The organism is Flavobacterium sp. FlaQc-49 (genome assembly GCF_044005985.1).
Lineage (GTDB): Bacteria > Bacteroidota > Bacteroidia > Flavobacteriales > Flavobacteriaceae > Flavobacterium > Flavobacterium cupriresistens.
Window position 1 is genome coordinate 14,348 of sequence record NZ_JBIPCS010000014.1, and the last position, 19,748, is coordinate 34,095.

Below are 19,748 nucleotides of genomic sequence, written 5' to 3' on the forward strand. Positions count from 1 at the left end.
TTATTCAATTATCTTTGTCTTAATAAAAATTGTACAATGGAAGAATGTATCTCTGTTTTTGATATGCTTAAAATTGGTGTTGGGCCTTCAAGCTCACACACTCTTGGTCCTTGGCGTGCTGCCGAACGTTTTTTAGAAGAATTAAAAGACGAATCTATTTTAGACGAAACTGCCAGAGTTAAAGTCGATCTTTACGGATCTCTTTCTCTAACCGGTAAAGGTCACGCCACAGATTTGGCTGTGATGTTAGGTTTAAGCGGTCAGGATCCTGAATATATTCCGGTGGAAGATATCGCTGGAATTATCAAAAATATTGAGACCAAAAACGAAATCATTCTTGGAAATCACAGTACGATTCCGTTTTATTTTCTTCAGGACATTGTTTTCAATAAAGACTTTCTTCCGTTTCATGCAAACGGATTAAAATTTACTGCATACAAAGCCGATAATTCAGAATACGAATCTACTTTTTATTCTATTGGTGGAGGTTTTGTTGTGAAAGAAGAACGCACCACCGCCAAAATAAAAGAGGAAATAAAATGTGCCTTTCCATTCCCTATTCAAAACGCCGTTGAACTATTAGACTATACCGTTACAGAAAACAAATTGATTTCTGAAATTGTGTACGAGAATGAAAAATCAATGCGTTCCGAGGCAGAAATTCATTCCGAATTAATGCGTATTTGGAACACTATGCTCGAATGTATGTATATTGGTTGTCACTCTGAAGGAATTCTTCCGGGTGGACTAAACGTGCGTAGAAGAGCTTTTGACATGCACCAAAACCTAATCGGATTATCCAATTATAATTCTCCGCAAACGTGGTTAGAAGAAATTAGAAAAACGGAAGTAAAATTTCGTCAGATCTTAAAATGGGTAAGTTGTTTTGCACTTGCCGTGAATGAAGTAAATGCCTCCTTAGGACGTGTGGTTACCGCACCAACTAATGGAAGCGCCGGAGTAATTCCAGCCGTTTTGATGTATTATTTGGTAATCGAAAATCACGATGCCGGAGAAAAAGAAATCAAACAATTTTTGATGGTTGCCGGAGAAATTGGAAGTATCTTCAAAAAAGGTTCTACGATTTCTGCCGCAATGGGTGGTTGTCAAGCCGAAATTGGCGTTTCGTCTTCTATGGCTGCAGCTGCACTTTGCGAATTGATGGGCGGAACTCCTGCACAGGTTTTAATGGCTGCCGAAATCGCCATGGAACACCACTTAGGTTTAACTTGTGACCCGATTGGCGGTCTGGTTCAAATTCCGTGTATTGAAAGAAATACCATGGGTGCCATAAAAGCCATAAATGCAGCAGAACTGGCTTTAGAAACCGATTCTAAAAATGCAAAAGTGCCTTTAGACAAAGTAATCAATACGATGTGGCAAACCGCTAAAGACATGAACTCTAAATACAAAGAAACTTCTGAAGGAGGTTTGGCAATTGCAGTGAACATGGCAGATTGCTAAAATAAAATTATTGCCACAAATTTCACGAATTTACATTAATCTCATAACAGAGAGTAAAAAAACAATTCGTGAAAATTCGTGAAATTCGTGGCAAAAAAATCAAAAACAACTCTTCATGAAAAAATACCACTTTATATTATTTTTTCTATTTTCCACACTGGTTCATTCTCAAGATCGTTATCACTTAAAATCAGACACCAGACTATTCACTTCAAAAAATAATACAGGAGAATTTTTAGGCTATTTCAAGTACGGAGCAGAAATTCAGTTATTATCCGAAAATGAAAAGGGTTGGTATAAAGTACAATCAGATAATTTTTCTGAAGGATATGTAGAAGCAAAATTTGTTTCGAAAACCTTAAATGCTGCCGATATTAAAATAAAAGACAAAGAGAATCCAATCATAGAAGGCAATGATAGCTATTATGGAGGGAATCATCTTTTTGTTTTAGTTGCCGGTTTAAAAGCAAGAACCTTACCCGACAGAAATTCAAAAGTAAAAGAAATTTTATTTACAGGAGATCCGGTTGCTGTAAACTATCTTCCTAAAAATCTAGAAGAATGGGTTAATATAAATGGTAGTTTTACCCCTGAGTATGCCCAATACACCATAGGAAAGTTTATTGGAGAAAGACCCGATTTTAATGCCTTGTTAAAGAATTTTGATCAACTTGATGTTACTGCCATTCCCGAACGTAAAACCATTGGAGAACGAATTGTAGAATTGGCCTGGAATAGTGATGTTTCAAAATTAGCTCCCGCGTATCAAAGATATTATGAAGTTGTCAAGCAATTAAATGACCCCAAACTAATTGCTGAAACCGATCTTAATATTGCTATAACCAAAGGGTTAGCAAAACCTAAAACGCCTGAACAGATTATGGCTTTGTGCAAAAAAGCTGAATTTATTCTCAAAGAACAAAAAACAAAATCACTCTATCTTACGCAAAAAGAGCTAGAAAAAACTTTTGGAAAACCAATTAAAAAAGCAACTATCAGCGACGACTGTGGGATTTATTTAAGCAATCTCTTTTATTATTACCCGGATTTAGAAGCTTCAGTTGATGAAAAACAAAACCAAGCAGAAATCATAAAGGTTTTCATCAACGAAAACAACAAACTAGTGCTGAATGCCAATTCAATACTCGACCATTCGATATCAGAAAAAGCTTTTATAGCAAAATACGGCAACTATATTGGTGCTTCTATAAAAACGCCACATTATTACACTTTACTATTGGGAGATGGTCATTTTACAATCGAATTTAAAGACGGAAAACTCCTTTCCATTGAAATAATCTTTTATTGCTGATTCCAATCTATAATTATTCAATACTTTTACATTCTCAAAAAAAATAAAATGTCAGTAGCAAAAAAAGATTATAAAAGAATCACAACAAAGTCATTGATCGAAATGAAAAGCAATGGAGAAAAAATCTCTATGTTAACTGCTTATGATTTTACAATGGCAAAAATTGTTGATACCGCAGGAGTCGATGTGATTCTGGTGGGTGATTCAGCATCCAATGTGATGGCAGGTCACGAAACGACTTTGCCGATTACTTTAGACCAAATGATTTACCACGCTTCGTCTGTAGTTCGCGCTATCGAAAGAGCTTTGGTTGTAGTAGATTTACCTTTTGGAAGTTATCAGTCTGACCCTAAAGAAGCTTTACGCTCTGCGATCAGAATCATGAAAGAAAGCGGTGGTCATGCTGTAAAACTGGAAGGTGGAAAAGAAATTAAAGACTCTATCAAAAAAATATTAAACGCAGGAATTCCGGTTATGGGTCACTTGGGTTTAACACCACAATCGATCTACAAATTCGGAACATACAGCGTTCGCGCCAAAGAAGAAGATGAAGCCGAAAAACTAATTGAAGACGCTAAAATGCTCGAGAAAATTGGTTGTTTTGGTGTAGTTCTTGAAAAAATCCCGGCACATCTGGCCGAAAAAGTAGCCAAAAGCATCTCAATCCCAGTTATCGGAATAGGAGCCGGTGGCGGTGTAGACGGACAAGTTTTGGTTATTCATGACATGTTAGGAATGAATAATGAGTTCAGTCCACGTTTTTTACGTCGTTATTTAGATTTATATCACGAAATGACTACTGCAATCGGTCAATACGTAACCGACGTAAAATCCAGTGATTTCCCGAATGAAAAGGAACAGTATTAAGAAAAGGTTCTAAGTTACTGAGTCGCTAAGTTTCTAAGTTTTCAACTTGAAACCTGAAACTTGAAACCTGAAACCTGAAACTTGAAACTTTAAAAATCTAAAATCTCCCCCCTCTAAGCCTTTCTAATGAAAATCGTTTCCGATAAAAATAACCTCCAGGTACTGCATGAAGACAACCATATTATTGTGGTCAACAAACGTGTAGGCGATATTGTACAAGGTGACAAAACAGGTGATAAACCATTGTCAGATGTCGTTAAAGAATATATTAAAGACAAATACAAGAAACCTGGTGATGTATTCCTTGGAGTGATTCACCGTTTAGACAGACCCACTACGGGAATTGTCGTTTTTGCACGAACAAGTAAAGCATTATCGCGAATGAACGAAATGTTCTCTAACCGCGAAACACAGAAAACCTATTGGGCAGTTGTAAAGAACAAACCTCTTGAAACAACTGCCAAATTGGTTCATTTTTTAAAAAGAAATGAAAAGAATAATACTTCAAAAGCACATGTAAAAGAAGTTCCGGACAGTAAAATAGCCAGTTTGGATTATACTGTTTTCAAAGAACTCCAGAACTATGTTGCTTTGGAAATCAATCTTCATACCGGTCGCCATCATCAGATTCGTGCGCAGTTATCCGCCATTGGATCTCCGATAAAAGGAGATTTAAAATACGGTTTTGACCGCAGTAATCCTGACGGAGGTATCCATCTGCACGCCCGCAAGTTAGTTTTTGTGCATCCTGTTTCTAAAGAAGATATCATAATTATTGCTCCTACTCCAGATGAAACGATCTGGAATGCGCTGTGATTTTATGATTAAATTGTTAACTTTTTAAATTTTATCAATTAACTTGCATAGAGAAAAATCAAGTTAAACATAAAAATGGACTACAGAAACGACATCGGATACAGAAAAGAAACGCTAAAAAAGTTACTCTATAACATTCAGAAAAGCGAGGATTTGATTGTAAAAGCGTTATACGATGATTTTAAAAAACCCGAATTTGAAGCTGTTTTAACCGAAACCAACTATGTTATTTCGGAATTGAAGGATACGATTAGAAACATTCGCAATTGGGCAAAACCAAAACCTGTTTTCCCGTCCCTTCTTAATTTTCCTTCCACTGATTATATTTTCAAAGAACCTTACGGAAATGTTTTGGTTATCGCGCCTTGGAATTATCCTTTCCAACTCGCCCTATGCCCTTTAATTTCTGCTGTTGCAGCAGGAAACAGAGTGGTTCTAAAACCTTCCGAACTTACTCCGCATACATCCGCAATAATAGCCAAAATCATCCAGAAAACATTTCATGTCAACCATGTAGAAGTTTTTGAAGGTGGTGTGGAAGTTTCCAATAAATTACTAGCACAACGCTGGGATTATATTTTCTTTACAGGAAGTGTCGCTGTAGGTAAAATTGTCGCCAAAGCCGCTGCCGAAAATCTGACACCTGTTACCCTTGAATTAGGTGGTAAAAACCCCTGTATCATTGATGAAACAGCCGATTTAAAATTAGCCGCCAAAAGAATTGTCTGGGGTAAATTTATCAATGCCGGTCAAACCTGCATTGCTCCGGATTACATCCTGATTCAGAAAAATATGAAAATCAATTTCATTTCTTTTCTGATGCAGGAAATCACAAAAGCTTATGGCAAAAAGATAGAAAAATCACCCGATTTTGCGCGCATTGTCAACACCAAAAACTGGCTGCGTTTGGCGAATATGATTGATCCGGAAAGAGTGTTATTTGGTGGAGAAACAGATGCTAATGCCTTATACATTTCACCAACTCTGATCGAAGAGCCAAGTTTGGACAGTGCCGTAATGAAAGAAGAAATTTTTGGACCAATTTTACCGATCCTTACCTATGAAACAGAAGAAGATATTAAAAATGTAATCAGCAGATATGAGAAACCTCTTGCTTTTTATGTTTTTAGCGACAACAAATCTTTTGCTAAAAAATTAATTACGACCTATTCTTTTGGAGGTGGCTGTATTAACGATACTGTTATACATTTTTCTAACAAAAGACTCCCTTTTGGTGGTGTTGGTCATAGCGGAATAGGAGCTTATCACGGACAATTGAGTTTCGATATTTTTTCCCATCATAAAGGGGTGGTCAAAAAAGCAAATTGGCTGGATTTACCTATGCGCTATGCTCCCTATAAAGAAAAATTAGTCGCCATTAAGCGCATATTAGACTGGCTATAAGCACTAAAACATTTTAGTAATGTTTCACCGATTTTAATAAGGAATTGATTAAAAATATTATATTTACGTCAGAAAAACAGCTAAACAGACCAAATATAAAACAACTTTACTCAAAAAAATGAAATCAACACTTTACCAAATTGAAGAAATTAGGAAAAATGGCTATGCATTAGATTTTTCTAATGTGTTTAACCATGCCTTCGAAAATTACAAAAAAATAGCGTTGTATGCAGGATTAATCTTATTGGTTTTTTCAATTCTTGCTTTTTTTCTTGGCAGTGGAATTTTGATTTCGCTATACGGTGTTCAACATTTTAATGAAGAATTCTTCAAGAATTTACAAAACGAACAACCTGAAAATTCAGTATTCCTTATTTATTCGGTAGTGATCGCTTTTGTTGCTGCGATTTTTAGTCCGTTTGCTGCAGGTTTTTTAAAAATGGCCGATTGCGCGGATAGAGATGAATCTTTTAGCGCCTCTACCATTTTTTCGTATTACACTTCACGTTATTTCCCGCCACTTTTTATTGCCACTCTAATAATCTCTCTACTTGGAGGTTTAATTTCAGTACTCTTTAACCTCATAGGCGTTCTGTATGTAGAGACTATCTTTACAGTTGCAATATCATTTTTCACGACACTTACTATTCCTTTGATCATTTTCGGTAACCTGAATGCAACCGATGCGATAAAATCAAGCATTATGATTGTAAGCAAACAACCTTTAACAATTCTGCTTTTAATTATTGTTGGTTCGTTGGCCTCTATGGTTGGTTTTATTGGTTGTTGTATAGGAATCGTGTTTACAATTCCGATTACCTACTCTGTAAAATATGCTATTTATTGTGCAATATTCAATATGGAAGATGAGAATTCTATTGATTCAATCGGTAAGTCAGATTTAGAATAATAATCGATTTCTAAATAGAAAAAGAGCTTAACCTACTCTTAAGAAAACTCCCCAAAAGCTAATTACTCAACCAAACCTACCCAAAATACAATGGTACAAGGCTATAGTTCCTTTAATTCATTGCTTTCAGGAATCCCCATTTTTGGAGATCTCTTGAAATCAAATGTATTAAATTGGTTTGTATTTACTTCTGACATCATTTTCTATAACAGCCCTAAAATCATCATTTTAGCACTGTCCTTATTTGGTTTTCTTGGTTTACTGATTTATCAATTTTTTAGAATTAAAACCAAAATTGGGTACTTCATCGAAAAAAAGAAAGAAGACGAAGCCGCAGACCGTGAATACCAACTCTACATATTATTCTTTGGGATAGCGGTTATTGTAATCGAAATTATTAATGAAATTTTTAAAATCAGACCCAAAAGTTTATTGATCTTAAATGTATCTATTGGTTTTTTAGTACTGATGGTGTACTTAATAACAGATAAAGTAAAGTTTCTGAGGAATAAAATTCAGCCGATTTTTATCTTCTTTTTCTTTGTTTACATCTCTTATGTTGGACACAATATTATCTACCTCTCCAATGATGTTGTACCGATAATTGTTTTTCTGATCTCTTTTTTCTTTTCTTATAACATTCTGAAGCCCATAAAAATCTATTGGTTTTTTGTTGGTCTGACTTTTACCTTTCAGATTATAACGGTAGTTTTTCATTTGATTCCGTTAAAATCGTCTATACTCTTAATTAATTTCTCGATACTCATCTTCATTATCAATCAGGTAAAATATGCCATTTTACTGAACAATCGTGATAATTTCAGATTTACAAATGAGATCGTCCACAAAGGAAACTCCTTGACAATTGCAACAAATAAAAAAGGAGAAATCTTATTTTGCAGCGAAACCATTACTTCAATTCTGGGTTATTCTCCGGACGATGTTATGGCAAAAAAATTCTGGAAACTCAATGAAGACCACGAGGTAAAACAAGAAAACTACATTAAAAAACAGATTGACGATAAACTCTATATTCAGAAATTAAAAAATACAAATGGCGAGTATAAATACATCCAATGGAAAGACAAAAAGTTTTCCGACGATTTAATTATTAGCATTGGTCAGGATGTCACCGAACAAATCATCGTTCAGGATCAATATAAAAATCTGATTCAGACGGCCACCGATATCATATTTGAAATCAATGCAAATGGGTATTTTACTTTTGTAAATGAGTTCGGATTTTCGATCTTAGGGTATGCTGAAAATGAAATAATTCTACAACATTATTCGAATTTTATTCATGACGATTACATCAAAAATGCGGTTGATTTTTATGAAAATTTAGAACAAAACGAAACCAATTACCCTACTATTGAAATTCCGGTACTAAAGAAAAACGGAGAGGAATTATGGATTTCGCAGAAAGTAATTATCCGCAAAAATGACCTGAATCAGACTATTGGTTTTGCCGGTATTGCTCGGGATATTACCGAAATAAAAAACATTGAAAACGAAAAAAGAAGACGTCACGAAAAAATTGAGGCGTATAACAATTCAACCAAAAAATTATCAACTACCGATTTCCGTAATTACAACACTTTTCAAACGGTAATTGATTCAATTATTGAGGAAGCAGCAACGGTATCAAAAACAAACAGAGTCAGTTTCTGGAGATATTCAAATGATATTATTACCTGTGAAAATTTATTCAGCAGTGACAAACAAACCACAAATGATAAAAATATTCTGGACAAGGAGTCTTATCCCATTTATTTTGAAACCTTAAAAAACAAGGCAATCATAAATGCTCCTGATGTTTTTGACAAATTAGAAACATCTGAATTTAAGCGCATTTATTTCACAAAAAACAAAATCAAGTCGATGCTTGATGCGCCCATTTTCCTAAACGGACAGTTGGCCGGTGTGGCTTGTTTTGAAAGTACCGAAGAAAAAAGAGAATGGGACAATGAAGATATTAATTATGCCAAAACCATATCGGATGTAATCTCACTCGCCATTTCCTCCCAAATGCGACTCAGAGCAGAGAAAAAACTGGAACTTAAAAGTGAATTACTTTCGGCTTTGGCACTGTGTACAGAAAAATTCTTAATGAGTAAAAGCACGGAGAAAATGTTTGAAGAAACCTATGAAATTATAGGAGAAGCTTCAAAAGTAGATCATATATTTTATTATCAAAAAGATTTTGACACCCAAACCATTAGTCAACAGTACAAATGGTCAAGAGAAGGCGTAAAACACCAAATAAGTGATTTACAGAAATTTACAGAAGATAATTTAAAAGAAATTGTTCTTCATTCTCAAAGAAAAAAAGTCTTGAGCACGCTGACGAAAAACCTTGAAGAAACTTTCTTCAAAAAATTACTGATTGCCAACGAGATTAAATCGATTTTAATATTGCCTTTATATGCCAACAATAACTTTTCCGGTTTTATTGGTTTCGACGATTGCACCAGAGAAAGAAAATGGACAGATGACGAGATTTACATCTTTCAGACACTTGCCAATAACATTTCATCGGCTTTAGAACGAAACAGAAATCAGGCAAAAATTAAGGAAAGTGAAGCCGCGATAAAAGCCAAAGAATTAGCAGAAGCAGCAAATAAATCGAAATCTGATTTTTTGGCCAATATGTCACACGAAATCCGAACGCCTTTAAACGGCATCATTGGATTCACACATTTATTGATGAAAACTAATCTTGAAGAAATTCAGGAAAAGTACATGACCACTATTAATCAATCGGCTCATTCGTTATTGGAAATTATCAATGACATTCTGGATTTTTCTAAAATTGAAGCCGGAAAACTGGAGCTTTTCATCGACTTATACGACATTCAGAAAATATTAGGACAAATCTTTGATCTGATTGTTTACGAATCCAATCAGAAGAGTCTTCAACTTGAATTAAATGTTGACCCGAATGTACCAAAATACATCTGGACCGATATCGTGCGCTTAAAACAAATTCTGATCAATCTGTTGTCAAATGCCATTAAATTCACAAATGAAGGTTCTATCAAACTTGCTGTTTCTATCCTTGAAAAAAAATCGGAAGAAAATTATACCATCCGTTTCGCGGTAATAGATACCGGAATTGGAATATTAGAAAAAAATCAGAAAAAAATATTCAAAGCTTTTTCCCAAGAAGATAGCTCTACAACGAGAAAATTTGGAGGAACCGGTTTAGGACTTACCATTTCAAATCAGCTATTGGCTTTAATGGAAAGCCGACTGCAGCTTAAAAGTAAAATAAACAGCGGAAGCACTTTCTTTTTTGACCTGAATTTAAATACCAGTCATAAAAACAACAATGAGAAATATAAAATTATTTCTAAAACGGTTGATGAGGAATACGATTTAGACCATTATGTGAATCATAAAAAAGTAAGTATTTTGATTGTGGAAGACAATAAAGTAAACATGCTGCTTCTAAAAACGATTTTAAAGAATCTGAATATCAACACCATCATTTACGAATGCGAAAATGGCTATGAAGCGGTAAATCAAATCGAAAATATCAATCCTGATCTGGTTTTTATGGACATTCAAATGCCAATTATGAATGGTTATGAAGCGACAAGAGCCATTAGAAACACCATAAACGGCAAACACATTCCGATCATTGCGGTCACGGCAGGCGCCGAAAAAGACGAGCGAAACAAATGTTTGTCGGCCGGAATGAATGATTACATTTCAAAACCAATTATTCGTGGCACTGTTGAAGAAGCCCTATCAAAATGGATAAGATAATTAACTCTACTACCTTTAGATAAATAAAAAGTTAATCCTCCTGATTGGCTTTTGTTTCAAAAAAATATATAAATTCGTAAGACCATAACCACAATAACCACTAATACAACACGATATGAAATGGCAAGGCAGAAGACAAAGTGACAATGTTGAAGACAGAAGATCTATTTCCGGCGGAAAAGTAGCCGTAGGAGGCGGAATTATTGGTATTATTATACTATTAGTAAACATTTTTGGCGGTGAAAATGCGCAACTTATAACCCCGGTTTTAGAACAACTACAAGGCGGACAACAAACCCAGACTGAAGCTGCTGCTCCACTAAGCAAAGAAGATGAAGAAATGGGCAATTTTGTCCGAGTTATGTTGGCTTATAATGAAGACACCTGGAGCAAAATATTCGAAGAAAATGGTATGACATACCAAAAGCCAAAACTGGTACTTTTTAGAGGTTCTGTTCAAACGGCCTGCGGAGGCGCCTCATCGTCTTCCGGTCCTTTCTATTGTCCGGGCGATAAAAAAGTATATATGGATTTAGGCTTCTTTGAGGAACTAAAATCTAAATTTGGTGCCAAGGGTGGCGACTTTGCCATTTCATACGTTATAGCGCATGAAATTGGCCATCACATCCAGACTTTACTGGGCACCTCAGCAAAAATGCGAGAAGCGCAACAAGGAAAAAGTGAAGCGGAAGCCAATAAACTCTCTGTTGCATTAGAACTACAAGCTGATTTTTATGCCGGAGTCTGGGCACATCATAATAAAGAAAACCTCGATGCAGGCGATATTGACGAAGCTTTGAGCGCTGCAAGTGCCGTGGGCGATGATGCCATACAAAGTAAAATGCAGGGGCATGTAGTTCCCGACTCTTTTACTCATGGTTCTTCTGAACAAAGAATGTATTGGTTCGAGAAAGGCTTTAATACTGGTGACATTAAACAAGGAAATACTTTTTCAGAAGTTAGATAATTCACAAAACTAAATTATAACAACCCGAAAGGCATGATTTTTACGATCGTGCTTTTTTTGTTTTTAAACCATTTAAGTGATGTGAGTTACTATAAGCTGGGATGCTAAATTTACGGGATTGTTCTGACTGTTTCAAATCTAATTTAATCCTCAAAAAACGGATCAATGCAAAAAACTGGGACGTAGTAGAAATTATTTCTCGCAAAGACACAGAGTCGCGAAGTTAAAAAATCAAAACAAAAACTTAGCGACTCCGCGTCTTTGCGAGATTTTTTTAGAAGTTTTTCCAGAACTTAAGCATCAAACTTACATCACTCATATGCTTCGAAAAAAAGACCACAAAAAAAGCCTTGAATTTCTTCAAGGCTTTCCAAAATCCTGGGTGGCTGACCGGGTTCGAACCGGCGACCCTCGGCACCACAAACCAATACTCTAACCAGCTGAGCTACAACCACCATTTTCTTTGCGGTTGCAAATATACAATAAAGGTTTACTTCTGCAAAGAAAAAAATGGCATATCAGTGATGTAAATTCATTAAAAATTGTATTTGCTTGTAAATCACTTAGAATGTACTTGATTTTTTTTTGAAAAATTGCTGCGTCTGCTTGTTGATGAACAAACTGAAGTTTCTATATCATTAGTGGTTTATAGTGTTGAAGATTGATTCGAGCTTAAAAGACGCGTAGTTCCTTACGTAGCCTTCGACTTCGCTCAGGGCGACATTTGGTTTTACTTTGAGTCACAGTCCAATTCGTTTCTTGAAGCTTTCGACTGCGCTCAGAGTGATATTCGCATTTCTAAAGAATTCCGAATCAAGAACAAAATCTGGTGAGGAAATGTCAAAATAAAATAGCACGCAGATTTAGCAGATTTTTATCACTGCTTTTGCAAGAATCTGCTAAATCTGCCTGAAAAAGAAAAGTAAAATAAACTTTGATTCAAGTCTGAAGATCCTGTAGTTCCTTGCGTAGCCTTCGACTTCGCTCAGGGTGACATTTGGCTTTTTTAAAGATGTTCTTTATGCGCTTTAGAAATTGGAGATTATTGGCACTTAAAACAAAAAAGGTTGCTTTTTTTAATCCCGAGGATGGGATTATAGTAAACTGATGAAGCGTTTTCAAGAATTAAGCATCCCAGCTTATATTAACTTACATGACTTATATGGTTTCAAAAAAAAAAGACCACAAAAAAAGCCTTGAATTTCTTCAAGGCTTTCCAAAATCCTGGGTGGCTGACCGGGTTCGAACCGGCGACCCTCGGCACCACAAACCAATACTCTAACCAGCTGAGCTACAACCACCATTTTTCTTTGCGGTTGCAAATATACAACAAAGGTTTACTTCCACAAATAAAAAAATGAAAAATTTACAATAAATCTTCTAAACTATTGACTGCCAAACACCTTTCAACAGTGAATCCTTCGGCAAAATCCTTTCCAACGAGTCTTCCTAAGTCCTGTGCACGATAATTTAAACTTTCTAAGAAGTTTTTACTCGTAATTGGCGTTGCAGGTTCTTCTGAATTGGCATCATAAAATTGCGTTTTATAGGCCAAAATGGCTTCGATCTTTTTTTCTTCGAATCCAGTGATGTCTACAACAAAATCCGGTTCAATGTTTTTCCACTGAATATAATGATAGACTACTTTCGGTCTCCAAGCCTCCTGACTTACGCCGTCAACCAATGTTTTAATTTTTACTAATCCTGACAAAAAGCAAGCGTCTGAAACTAATTTACTTCCTTTTCCGTGATCAATATGACGGTCATCAATGGCATTGCACAAAACGATCTCAGGTTTATACTTTCGGATCATTTTAATGACTTCTAATTGATGATTTTCATCATTAATAAAAAAGCCATCGCGCATTGCTAAATTCTCCCGAACTACAACTCCTAATATCTTTGCAGCAGCAGCTGCTTCCTGATCTCTGATTTCTGCTGTACCACGGGTTCCCAATTCACCACGGGTTAAATCTACAACGCCCACTTTTTTTCCAAGTGATACTTCTTTTAAAATGGTTCCGGCACAACCTAATTCTACATCGTCAGGGTGTGCTCCGAAGGCTAATATGTCTAGTTTCATTTTTTTTTATTTTTTTGTTTCTTTTTGTTTTTTTTGTTTCAGGTTTCAAGTTTCAAGTTGCAGTTTACAGTACAAACTGAGACTGAGACTGAAAACCGAGACTATATCACTTTAATAGACAAAGCTCTCTTCATGGTCATTGATTTATTCACGCTTTCCTCCCACTCTTTTTCGGGAATACTTTCTTTGGTAATACCGCAGCCCATATACAAAATGGCCTTGTTTTCCTGAATCTGCATGCTGCGTAAATTTACAAATAAATCAGAACTTACGGCACTTGAAGCCAAACTGCTGTTTAACTCGCCTAGAAAACCCGTATAAAAAGTGCGGTCGTAATTTTCATTTTCAAGGATAAATGCTTTTGCTTTCTTTTTCGGTAAACCACAAACAGCCGGTGTTGGATGTAAGGTATCAATCACTTCTTCTAAAGTAGAATTTTCGTTTAAAACACCCGAAATATCGGTTTTGATATGCCAGATTGATCCTGCTTTTATACTGTAAGGCTCCGTAACGTTTACAGACAAAGCCACTTCACGAAGTCTTTTAATGATAAAATCGGTCACATATTGCTGCTCCTCTTTTTCTTTTTGTTGCCACAAAATCTCCACTTCCGAATTGGCTTTTTGTGTTCCGGCCAATGCAGTGGTCTCAAATTCATTTCCGTTTGCTTTAAGCAGTTGTTCCGGCGTTGCTCCCATCCAAAATCCGACTTTGGGATGAAAAAAGCAATAACAGAAAGTCGTCGGATACAATTGAATCAATTGCTGGAAAACAACGGTAAAATCAAATTCGGCTAAGGCAACGCTTTCGCTTCTTGACAAAACCACTTTTTTGAATTCATCGTTTTTAATTGCCTCAATTCCTTTGGCAACTAAATCTTCATAGTGTTTTTTAGCTGTTGCATCAAAACCCGAATCATTTATTTCAGTTAGAGCAATCGTTACACTTTCCTGCTCAGAAGTAATTATTTCCGATTCATTTTCAGGAATCAGGATCAGTTGTTTTTCATCAAAAGAAGCAAAAACAAAACCTTTCTCCGTAAAATTTGAAACGGTGTGTAAATCATTATTTTGTTGTAAAAGTCCAATTATTCTGTTCGAATTGGGTTTGGAATAAAGCACAAAGGGTAAATTTTGTGCTTTATGATTTTTTATTATAGAAAAGAAATTATTCATGATACTGTAAAAGTTGAGCTTTATACTCTAAAAGTTCTTTTTTGGTTTTAAAAAATGTTTTTGACAAAACATCCTGATAATCAATCATCGATTTCGATAGCAACTCCAAAACTTCATCTAAATATTGATTACCATTAAAATAAACCCATTCTTCCGATAAATACTTATTAAAGGAGACTCTCATCTCAATTGTTATTGCTTCCCTATAAACATTACTTTCCAGCATTTTTTCAATTTGAATCTTAAATTGACTTTCCTCTTCTTTTAGTAGCAACATATTCTTTTCAATAGCATCAAAAGTAGCCACATGATGCATAAATTCAGAGACTTTCAGCATCTTCATATAATACTCGAATTTTTCATCGTAGTTCTTATCTACATCAAAAAAACTATCATATCTGTTTTTTAACTCTCCCCCTTTACCCTGACTATTTGCCAATTCTAAAAATACAGAATAAATACGAATATCATTTTCAAGAATTTCCTCTTTAATTTCTTTCAAATCAACTGTTAATTTATCGATCAACTCATCGCAATTTTTTGATGAAATTTTATGTCCATCATAATTGAATGATTTCACTTTATAACTTCCATTTGAAATTTGTTTTAAAACTTGAATGTCATTTTCTAATGAAATTGAACTGTATATCAAATCAATTGAAGCGTTACTAAACAAATCACTCAATTCATATTTTTCAGCTGAAGAATTTAATTCCTGAGTTTTACAATCAGGATTCTTGTTATCGTAATAATTATTGTAAACCTCATCAAAAGACCCGGACAAAAACTCACTTTCAAACTCTTCAAAAAATTGCTCGTTTTTGTTGTAAACGACCGCATCCGGATACGAAACTGCCAAAAACAACTTGTCTGTAAACTTATTCTGCAAATCAACACGATTGTTTAGCAAACAGGTTGCTAATTTGTCGCTTGCAATAGACTTTTCTATCCCTAATTTTTTTAGTTCCGAAATTCGGTCTTCAATACTAGGATGCGTATCCCATTTATTTTCGATTACAAGCTTTGATTTATTATACCGATTCAAAAAATCTGTAGTCAATTGTGGCAAATCATTCTGAACTTGTAATTTACTTTTAGCTGCAATAAAATTCATCACCAAAGTCTGTTGCTCATATATGTTTTTTGTACTAATAGATTTCGGGATTTTATCTCCATAATAATCTAAAACCTTATTAAACGAATGATTAGCAAGATCCAGACGGAGTAAAGAAGTGATTAAAGGTTCAGAACCCGTTACATTTGCAGCAACGGCATCAGCATGAAATTCCATTTGTCTGGATAAACTGTAATAACTTAAATTTACAACCTCATAAACCTGCCTCAAAACCCATTGAATTCCTTGCACAATTTTTACTGCTAATCCGGCAAAAAAAGCAAAATACCCATTTACACTTCCCCAGCTTTGTGCAATAGAATTATAAGAATCATTATCAAAGAGCATATTATGGATAATCCTGTTTACATTATAAACATAACTTCCTACTTTCATGCTTCTTTGCGAAAAATGACCAAATTCGTGAGCCAAAATAGCTTTAAGTTCTAATTCTGAAACTGAATTGATAAGTCCAACACCAATTTGAAGATTTTTCTTAATCGGTAAAAACATACTCCAAAAATTAGAATCATAAAAAACTGCAGCATTAACATCTGATGATAAATACACTTTTTTTGGAAAATCTGTCTTTACAGCACCTACAATCTCTTCAATAAAATCAAATAATTTAGGTTCTTCCTCTCTCGTAATTTCGACTAAATGAGATCGGTCAACTACATTTTTCACAAAAATAAACTTGAACAAAAAGATCAAGATTAAAATTCCCATACACAATAATCCACCACCAATCATAAAGGTCAAAAAACTAGGTTTGGCAACAATAAGCATTAGTCCTCCATAACCTGCCAAAACAGTAAGACCAATACCTGAAATAATGAGTAAAAGATAGACAATAAAAAAGAAGATAACAGAAAGAATCGCTTTTACGGTCCTCTCTCTAAACGTAGCAGAAACTGCCGCTGAATTTGTTTGAGCCATTAATTTTTTAAAATATTATTTTTAACTTTTCTTTCTATCCAAAACCATATTCGTCAATTTGCAGAGCGAAATCAGATTCCCAGCTTCATCTGTGATTTTAATTTCCCAAAGATGAATGCTTTTTCCCTTGTGAATAATTCGTGCTGTTCCGAAAACATAACCTTCTCGAATACTTTTTAGGTGGTTGGCAGAAATTTCGATTCCGCGAACTTCTTGTTCATTCGGATCTATAAAGAAAAAAGAGGCTGCGCTACCGACACTTTCAGCCAAAGCGACTGAAGCTCCTCCGTGCAATAATCCCATTGGTTGGTAAACAGCAGGGTTTACTGGCATTTTTGCCGTCAAAAAATCTTCTCCGGCGTCAATATATTCTATTTTTAACGTTTCCATCAAAGTGTTTTTCGAAAACTCGTTGCAGTGCGCTAAAATTTGTTCTTTTGTATACTTCATTAAAATAGGCTTTAAAATCGTAAAATTAAAGAAAAGATGAGATACAAATCCGAAAATCCAATTCTAATATTAAAATTCATTTATAAACCTGTCAGATTTTTGCTATTTTTACCAAAACATAAATCAAAGGCAAATACATTTTCAATAAAATTCAATGCCTTGGATTTCACAGATTATTAAGGAAGAAGGTATTAAGATTAAATAAACAAAAATCTTTATTAGACCCTTTCAATCTGCAACAAAAAAACTAAACCAATTCAAATGCGTCACTTTTTTGTACTCTTCATTTTCGGAATACTTTTAGCTGCCAGTTCCTGCCGGACTGATTTTGATACCACAGCCAGTTCAGGAAATTTAAAATTTTCAAAAGACACTGTTTATTTGGATACCGTTTTTAAAAACATCGGCTCAAGCACCTATCAACTTAAAGTATACAACACAAGCAAAAAAGACATTTCTATTCCGGTCATTCAACTCAAAAAAGGATTAAATTCTAAATATCGAATGACTGTAGACGGAATGAGCGGAAACAATGGTAAGATTTTTAACAATGTTACCCTTTTGGCTAAAGACAGTCTGTACATTTTTGTAGAAACCACAGCTGACATTACAGATGCTAACCCAACTGATTTTTTATACACGGATGAAATTCAATTCGACAGCGGAGCCAATCTGCAAAAAGTAGCTTTGGTAACCTTAATTCAGGACGCTGTTTTTTTATACCCACAGCAAAATCCGGACGGAACCAAAGAAAAAATTCAAATCGACGGAAAAGCTGTTGATGGTTTTTATTTGAATGAAACAGATGCAGTTAACGGAAACGAACTGATTTTCAACAACACTAAACCATACGTTATTTATGGTTATGCAGGAGTTCCTCAAAGCAAAACCGTCACTTTTGAAGCCGGAGCAAAAGTCTATTTCCATGCCAATTCCGGACTTTTTGTAGATAAAAATGCTTCTTTAAAAATAAACGGGGCTGCTTCAACCAGTTCAAAACTGGAAAACGAAGTTGTCTTTAGAGGAGATCGACTGGAATCCCTTTACGCGGATATTCCGGGACAATGGGATGCAGTTATTCTGGCGGACGGAAGCACAAATCACATCATCAATCATTTGACATTAAAGAATGCTACAATAGGTTTATCCATCAGAAACCAGGATGCTACAACAGTACAAATCAAAAACACACAGATTTACAACTGTTCCCAATATGGAATTTTAGCTCAAAATGCACGAATCAACGGAGAGAATATTGTTATAAATTATTCAGGACTGGCGAGTTTATCTTGTATTTACGGTGGAGATTACAACTTTACACATGCTACTTTTTATAACAATTGGTCGAGTAGCCAACATTTCGCCGTTCACTTAAGCAATCGTTTGGCCGGTGCAACACCCGAAACCAAAGATTTAACCAAGGCTACTTTTAACAATTGCATTATCTATGGTACAAGCACAAACGAATTTAACTTAGACAAAAGCGCAAATGCACAATTTGTATATCAACTGAATAACTGTTTATTGAAATTCAGTAGCACAAACAACAGTCCGGATTACCAGTTTAAAAATGATCCTGTTCACTACAATCAAATTATTCTAAACGAAAATCCGAAGTTTTATAATGCCTCTAAAAACAAATTCAATATAGATAAAACGTCTGCCGCTTTCGCGAAAGGAAATCAGGCTTATGCAATTCCATTGGATATTATTGGAAATACCAGAACTTCTCCTCCCGATTTGGGTGCTTATCAGAGTAAAGATTTTCCTAAATAAGTTTTACTGCCCATATAGCTGCCGAATTTAAACCATATAAGTGATGTTAAGTTCATTTAAACTTAGCTTAATAGCATGTTACTTATTTGGTTTCTAAGTTCATTAAAGTAAAATTTTCACAAAATAAGCTCTATTACTCACATAGCTGCCGAATTTGAACCATATAAGTGATGTAAGTTCATTTAAACTAAACTTAATAGCATGTTACTTATTTGGTTTCTAAGTTCATTGAAGTAAAATTTTTATAAAATAAGTTTTATTGCTTACATAGCTGCCGAATTTGAACCATATAAGTGATGTAAGTTCATTTAAACTTAGCTTAATAGCATGTTACTTATTTGGTTTCTAAGTTCATTAAAGTAAAATTTTCCTAAATAAGTTTTACTGCCCACATAGCTGCCGGATTTGAACCATATAAGTGATGTAAGTTCATTTAAACTTAGCTTAATAGTATGTTACTCATTTGGCTTCTAAGTTCATTGAAGTGAAATTTTCACAGAATAAGCTCTATTGCTCACATAGCTACCGAATTTAAACCATATAAGTCATATAAGTTCATTTAAACTTAGCTTAATAGTATGTTACTTATTTGGTTTCTTTACATCATTTCGGGATTTACCAAAATAAAAAAAATCCAAAAAAAATAAGTTTTACTACCCACATAGCTACCTAATTTGAACCATATAAGTCACGTCAG

At 34.8% G+C, this 19,748-nt stretch carries 13 protein-coding genes and 2 tRNA genes; 9 read left to right on the plus strand and 6 right to left on the minus strand.

From position 1 onward, the window contains the following. Positions 1 to 36: 36 nt before the first annotated feature. From ACHRV3_RS20460 to ACHRV3_RS20495, 8 genes are all read left to right on the plus strand, one after another. Positions 37 to 1,464 carry an L-serine ammonia-lyase gene (locus ACHRV3_RS20460; RefSeq protein WP_230002658.1) on the plus strand — a complete coding sequence of 476 codons (1,428 nt, stop codon included), beginning with the start codon at positions 37 to 39 and terminating at the stop codon, positions 1,462 to 1,464. A 115-nt stretch (positions 1,465 to 1,579) separates the two neighbouring features. Beyond that, entirely contained in the window at positions 1,580 to 2,776 is a 1,197-nt protein-coding gene (locus ACHRV3_RS20465; protein WP_395435954.1) for an SH3 domain-containing protein, read from the plus strand. 48 nt (positions 2,777 to 2,824) lie between these two features. Next, complete coding sequence (panB, locus tag ACHRV3_RS20470) at positions 2,825 to 3,643, plus strand: 3-methyl-2-oxobutanoate hydroxymethyltransferase (RefSeq protein WP_047773614.1); 819 nt, start codon at positions 2,825 to 2,827, stop codon at positions 3,641 to 3,643. Between the two features lie 126 nt (positions 3,644 to 3,769). Continuing rightward, a complete protein-coding gene (locus ACHRV3_RS20475; RefSeq protein WP_230002660.1) occupies positions 3,770 to 4,459 on the plus strand; it encodes an RluA family pseudouridine synthase in 690 nt (229 codons plus the stop codon). A 75-nt stretch (positions 4,460 to 4,534) separates the two neighbouring features. Then, complete coding sequence (locus ACHRV3_RS20480; protein WP_047773617.1) at positions 4,535 to 5,863, plus strand: aldehyde dehydrogenase; 1,329 nt, start codon at positions 4,535 to 4,537, stop codon at positions 5,861 to 5,863. 118 nt (positions 5,864 to 5,981) lie between these two features. Further along, positions 5,982 to 6,773: a hypothetical protein gene (locus ACHRV3_RS20485; protein ID WP_230002661.1), complete on the plus strand. Its 792-nt coding sequence runs from the start codon at positions 5,982 to 5,984 to the stop codon at positions 6,771 to 6,773. A 90-nt stretch (positions 6,774 to 6,863) separates the two neighbouring features. Continuing rightward, positions 6,864 to 10,547, plus strand: coding sequence for a response regulator (locus ACHRV3_RS20490; RefSeq protein WP_047773625.1), 3,684 nt, complete (start codon positions 6,864 to 6,866; stop codon positions 10,545 to 10,547). A 115-nt stretch (positions 10,548 to 10,662) separates the two neighbouring features. Continuing rightward, positions 10,663 to 11,514: a neutral zinc metallopeptidase gene (locus ACHRV3_RS20495; protein ID WP_047773627.1), complete on the plus strand. Its 852-nt coding sequence runs from the start codon at positions 10,663 to 10,665 to the stop codon at positions 11,512 to 11,514. A 381-nt stretch (positions 11,515 to 11,895) separates the two neighbouring features. Here the strand turns inward: ACHRV3_RS20495 and ACHRV3_RS20500 are convergent. From ACHRV3_RS20500 to ACHRV3_RS20525, 6 genes are all read right to left on the minus strand, one after another. Beyond that, a tRNA-His gene (locus ACHRV3_RS20500) sits at positions 11,896 to 11,969 on the minus strand. A gap of 772 nt (positions 11,970 to 12,741) precedes the next feature. Continuing rightward, positions 12,742 to 12,815: transfer RNA gene (locus ACHRV3_RS20505), tRNA-His, on the minus strand. 65 nt (positions 12,816 to 12,880) lie between these two features. Then, entirely contained in the window at positions 12,881 to 13,597 is a 717-nt protein-coding gene (gene bshB1 / locus ACHRV3_RS20510; RefSeq protein ID WP_395435955.1) for a bacillithiol biosynthesis deacetylase BshB1, read from the minus strand. Positions 13,598 to 13,698: 101 nt separating this feature from the next. Continuing rightward, positions 13,699 to 14,772 carry a chorismate-binding protein gene (locus ACHRV3_RS20515; RefSeq protein ID WP_395435956.1) on the minus strand — a complete coding sequence of 358 codons (1,074 nt, stop codon included), beginning with the start codon at positions 14,770 to 14,772 and terminating at the stop codon, positions 13,699 to 13,701. After that, entirely contained in the window at positions 14,765 to 16,825 is a 2,061-nt protein-coding gene (locus ACHRV3_RS20520) for a M48 family metallopeptidase (protein WP_395435957.1), read from the minus strand. Before ACHRV3_RS20520 ends, ACHRV3_RS20515 begins: the two co-directional genes overlap by 8 nt. A 21-nt stretch (positions 16,826 to 16,846) precedes the next feature. After that, a complete protein-coding gene (locus ACHRV3_RS20525) occupies positions 16,847 to 17,275 on the minus strand; it encodes a PaaI family thioesterase (protein WP_395435958.1) in 429 nt (142 codons plus the stop codon). 261 nt (positions 17,276 to 17,536) lie between these two features. Between ACHRV3_RS20525 and ACHRV3_RS20530 the strand changes: the two genes are divergently transcribed. Beyond that, complete coding sequence (locus ACHRV3_RS20530; protein WP_395435959.1) at positions 17,537 to 19,051, plus strand: hypothetical protein; 1,515 nt, start codon at positions 17,537 to 17,539, stop codon at positions 19,049 to 19,051. Positions 19,052 to 19,748 lie beyond the last annotated feature (697 nt).

What these genes read in the sequence shown, in the direction of transcription:
- ACHRV3_RS20460 (WP_230002658.1), top strand. Translation starts at nt 37, where the DNA reads ATGGAAGAATGTATCTCTGTTTTTGATATGCTTAAAATTGGTGTTGGG.
- ACHRV3_RS20480 (WP_047773617.1), top strand. Translation starts at nt 4,535, where the DNA reads ATGGACTACAGAAACGACATCGGATACAGAAAAGAAACGCTAAAAAAG.
- ACHRV3_RS20475 (WP_230002660.1), top strand. Translation starts at nt 3,770, where the DNA reads ATGAAAATCGTTTCCGATAAAAATAACCTCCAGGTACTGCATGAAGAC.
- ACHRV3_RS20520 (WP_395435957.1), bottom strand. Translation starts at nt 16,825, where the DNA reads ATGGCTCAAACAAATTCAGCGGCAGTTTCTGCTACGTTTAGAGAGAGG.
- ACHRV3_RS20525 (WP_395435958.1), bottom strand. Translation starts at nt 17,275, where the DNA reads ATGAAGTATACAAAAGAACAAATTTTAGCGCACTGCAACGAGTTTTCG.
- ACHRV3_RS20485 (WP_230002661.1), top strand. Translation starts at nt 5,982, where the DNA reads ATGAAATCAACACTTTACCAAATTGAAGAAATTAGGAAAAATGGCTAT.
- ACHRV3_RS20530 (WP_395435959.1), top strand. Translation starts at nt 17,537, where the DNA reads ATGCGTCACTTTTTTGTACTCTTCATTTTCGGAATACTTTTAGCTGCC.
- ACHRV3_RS20465 (WP_395435954.1), top strand. Translation starts at nt 1,580, where the DNA reads ATGAAAAAATACCACTTTATATTATTTTTTCTATTTTCCACACTGGTT.
- ACHRV3_RS20490 (WP_047773625.1), top strand. Translation starts at nt 6,864, where the DNA reads ATGGTACAAGGCTATAGTTCCTTTAATTCATTGCTTTCAGGAATCCCC.
- bshB1 (WP_395435955.1), bottom strand. Translation starts at nt 13,597, where the DNA reads ATGAAACTAGACATATTAGCCTTCGGAGCACACCCTGACGATGTAGAA.
- panB (WP_047773614.1), top strand. Translation starts at nt 2,825, where the DNA reads ATGTCAGTAGCAAAAAAAGATTATAAAAGAATCACAACAAAGTCATTG.
- ACHRV3_RS20495 (WP_047773627.1), top strand. Translation starts at nt 10,663, where the DNA reads ATGAAATGGCAAGGCAGAAGACAAAGTGACAATGTTGAAGACAGAAGA.
- ACHRV3_RS20515 (WP_395435956.1), bottom strand. Translation starts at nt 14,772, where the DNA reads ATGAATAATTTCTTTTCTATAATAAAAAATCATAAAGCACAAAATTTA.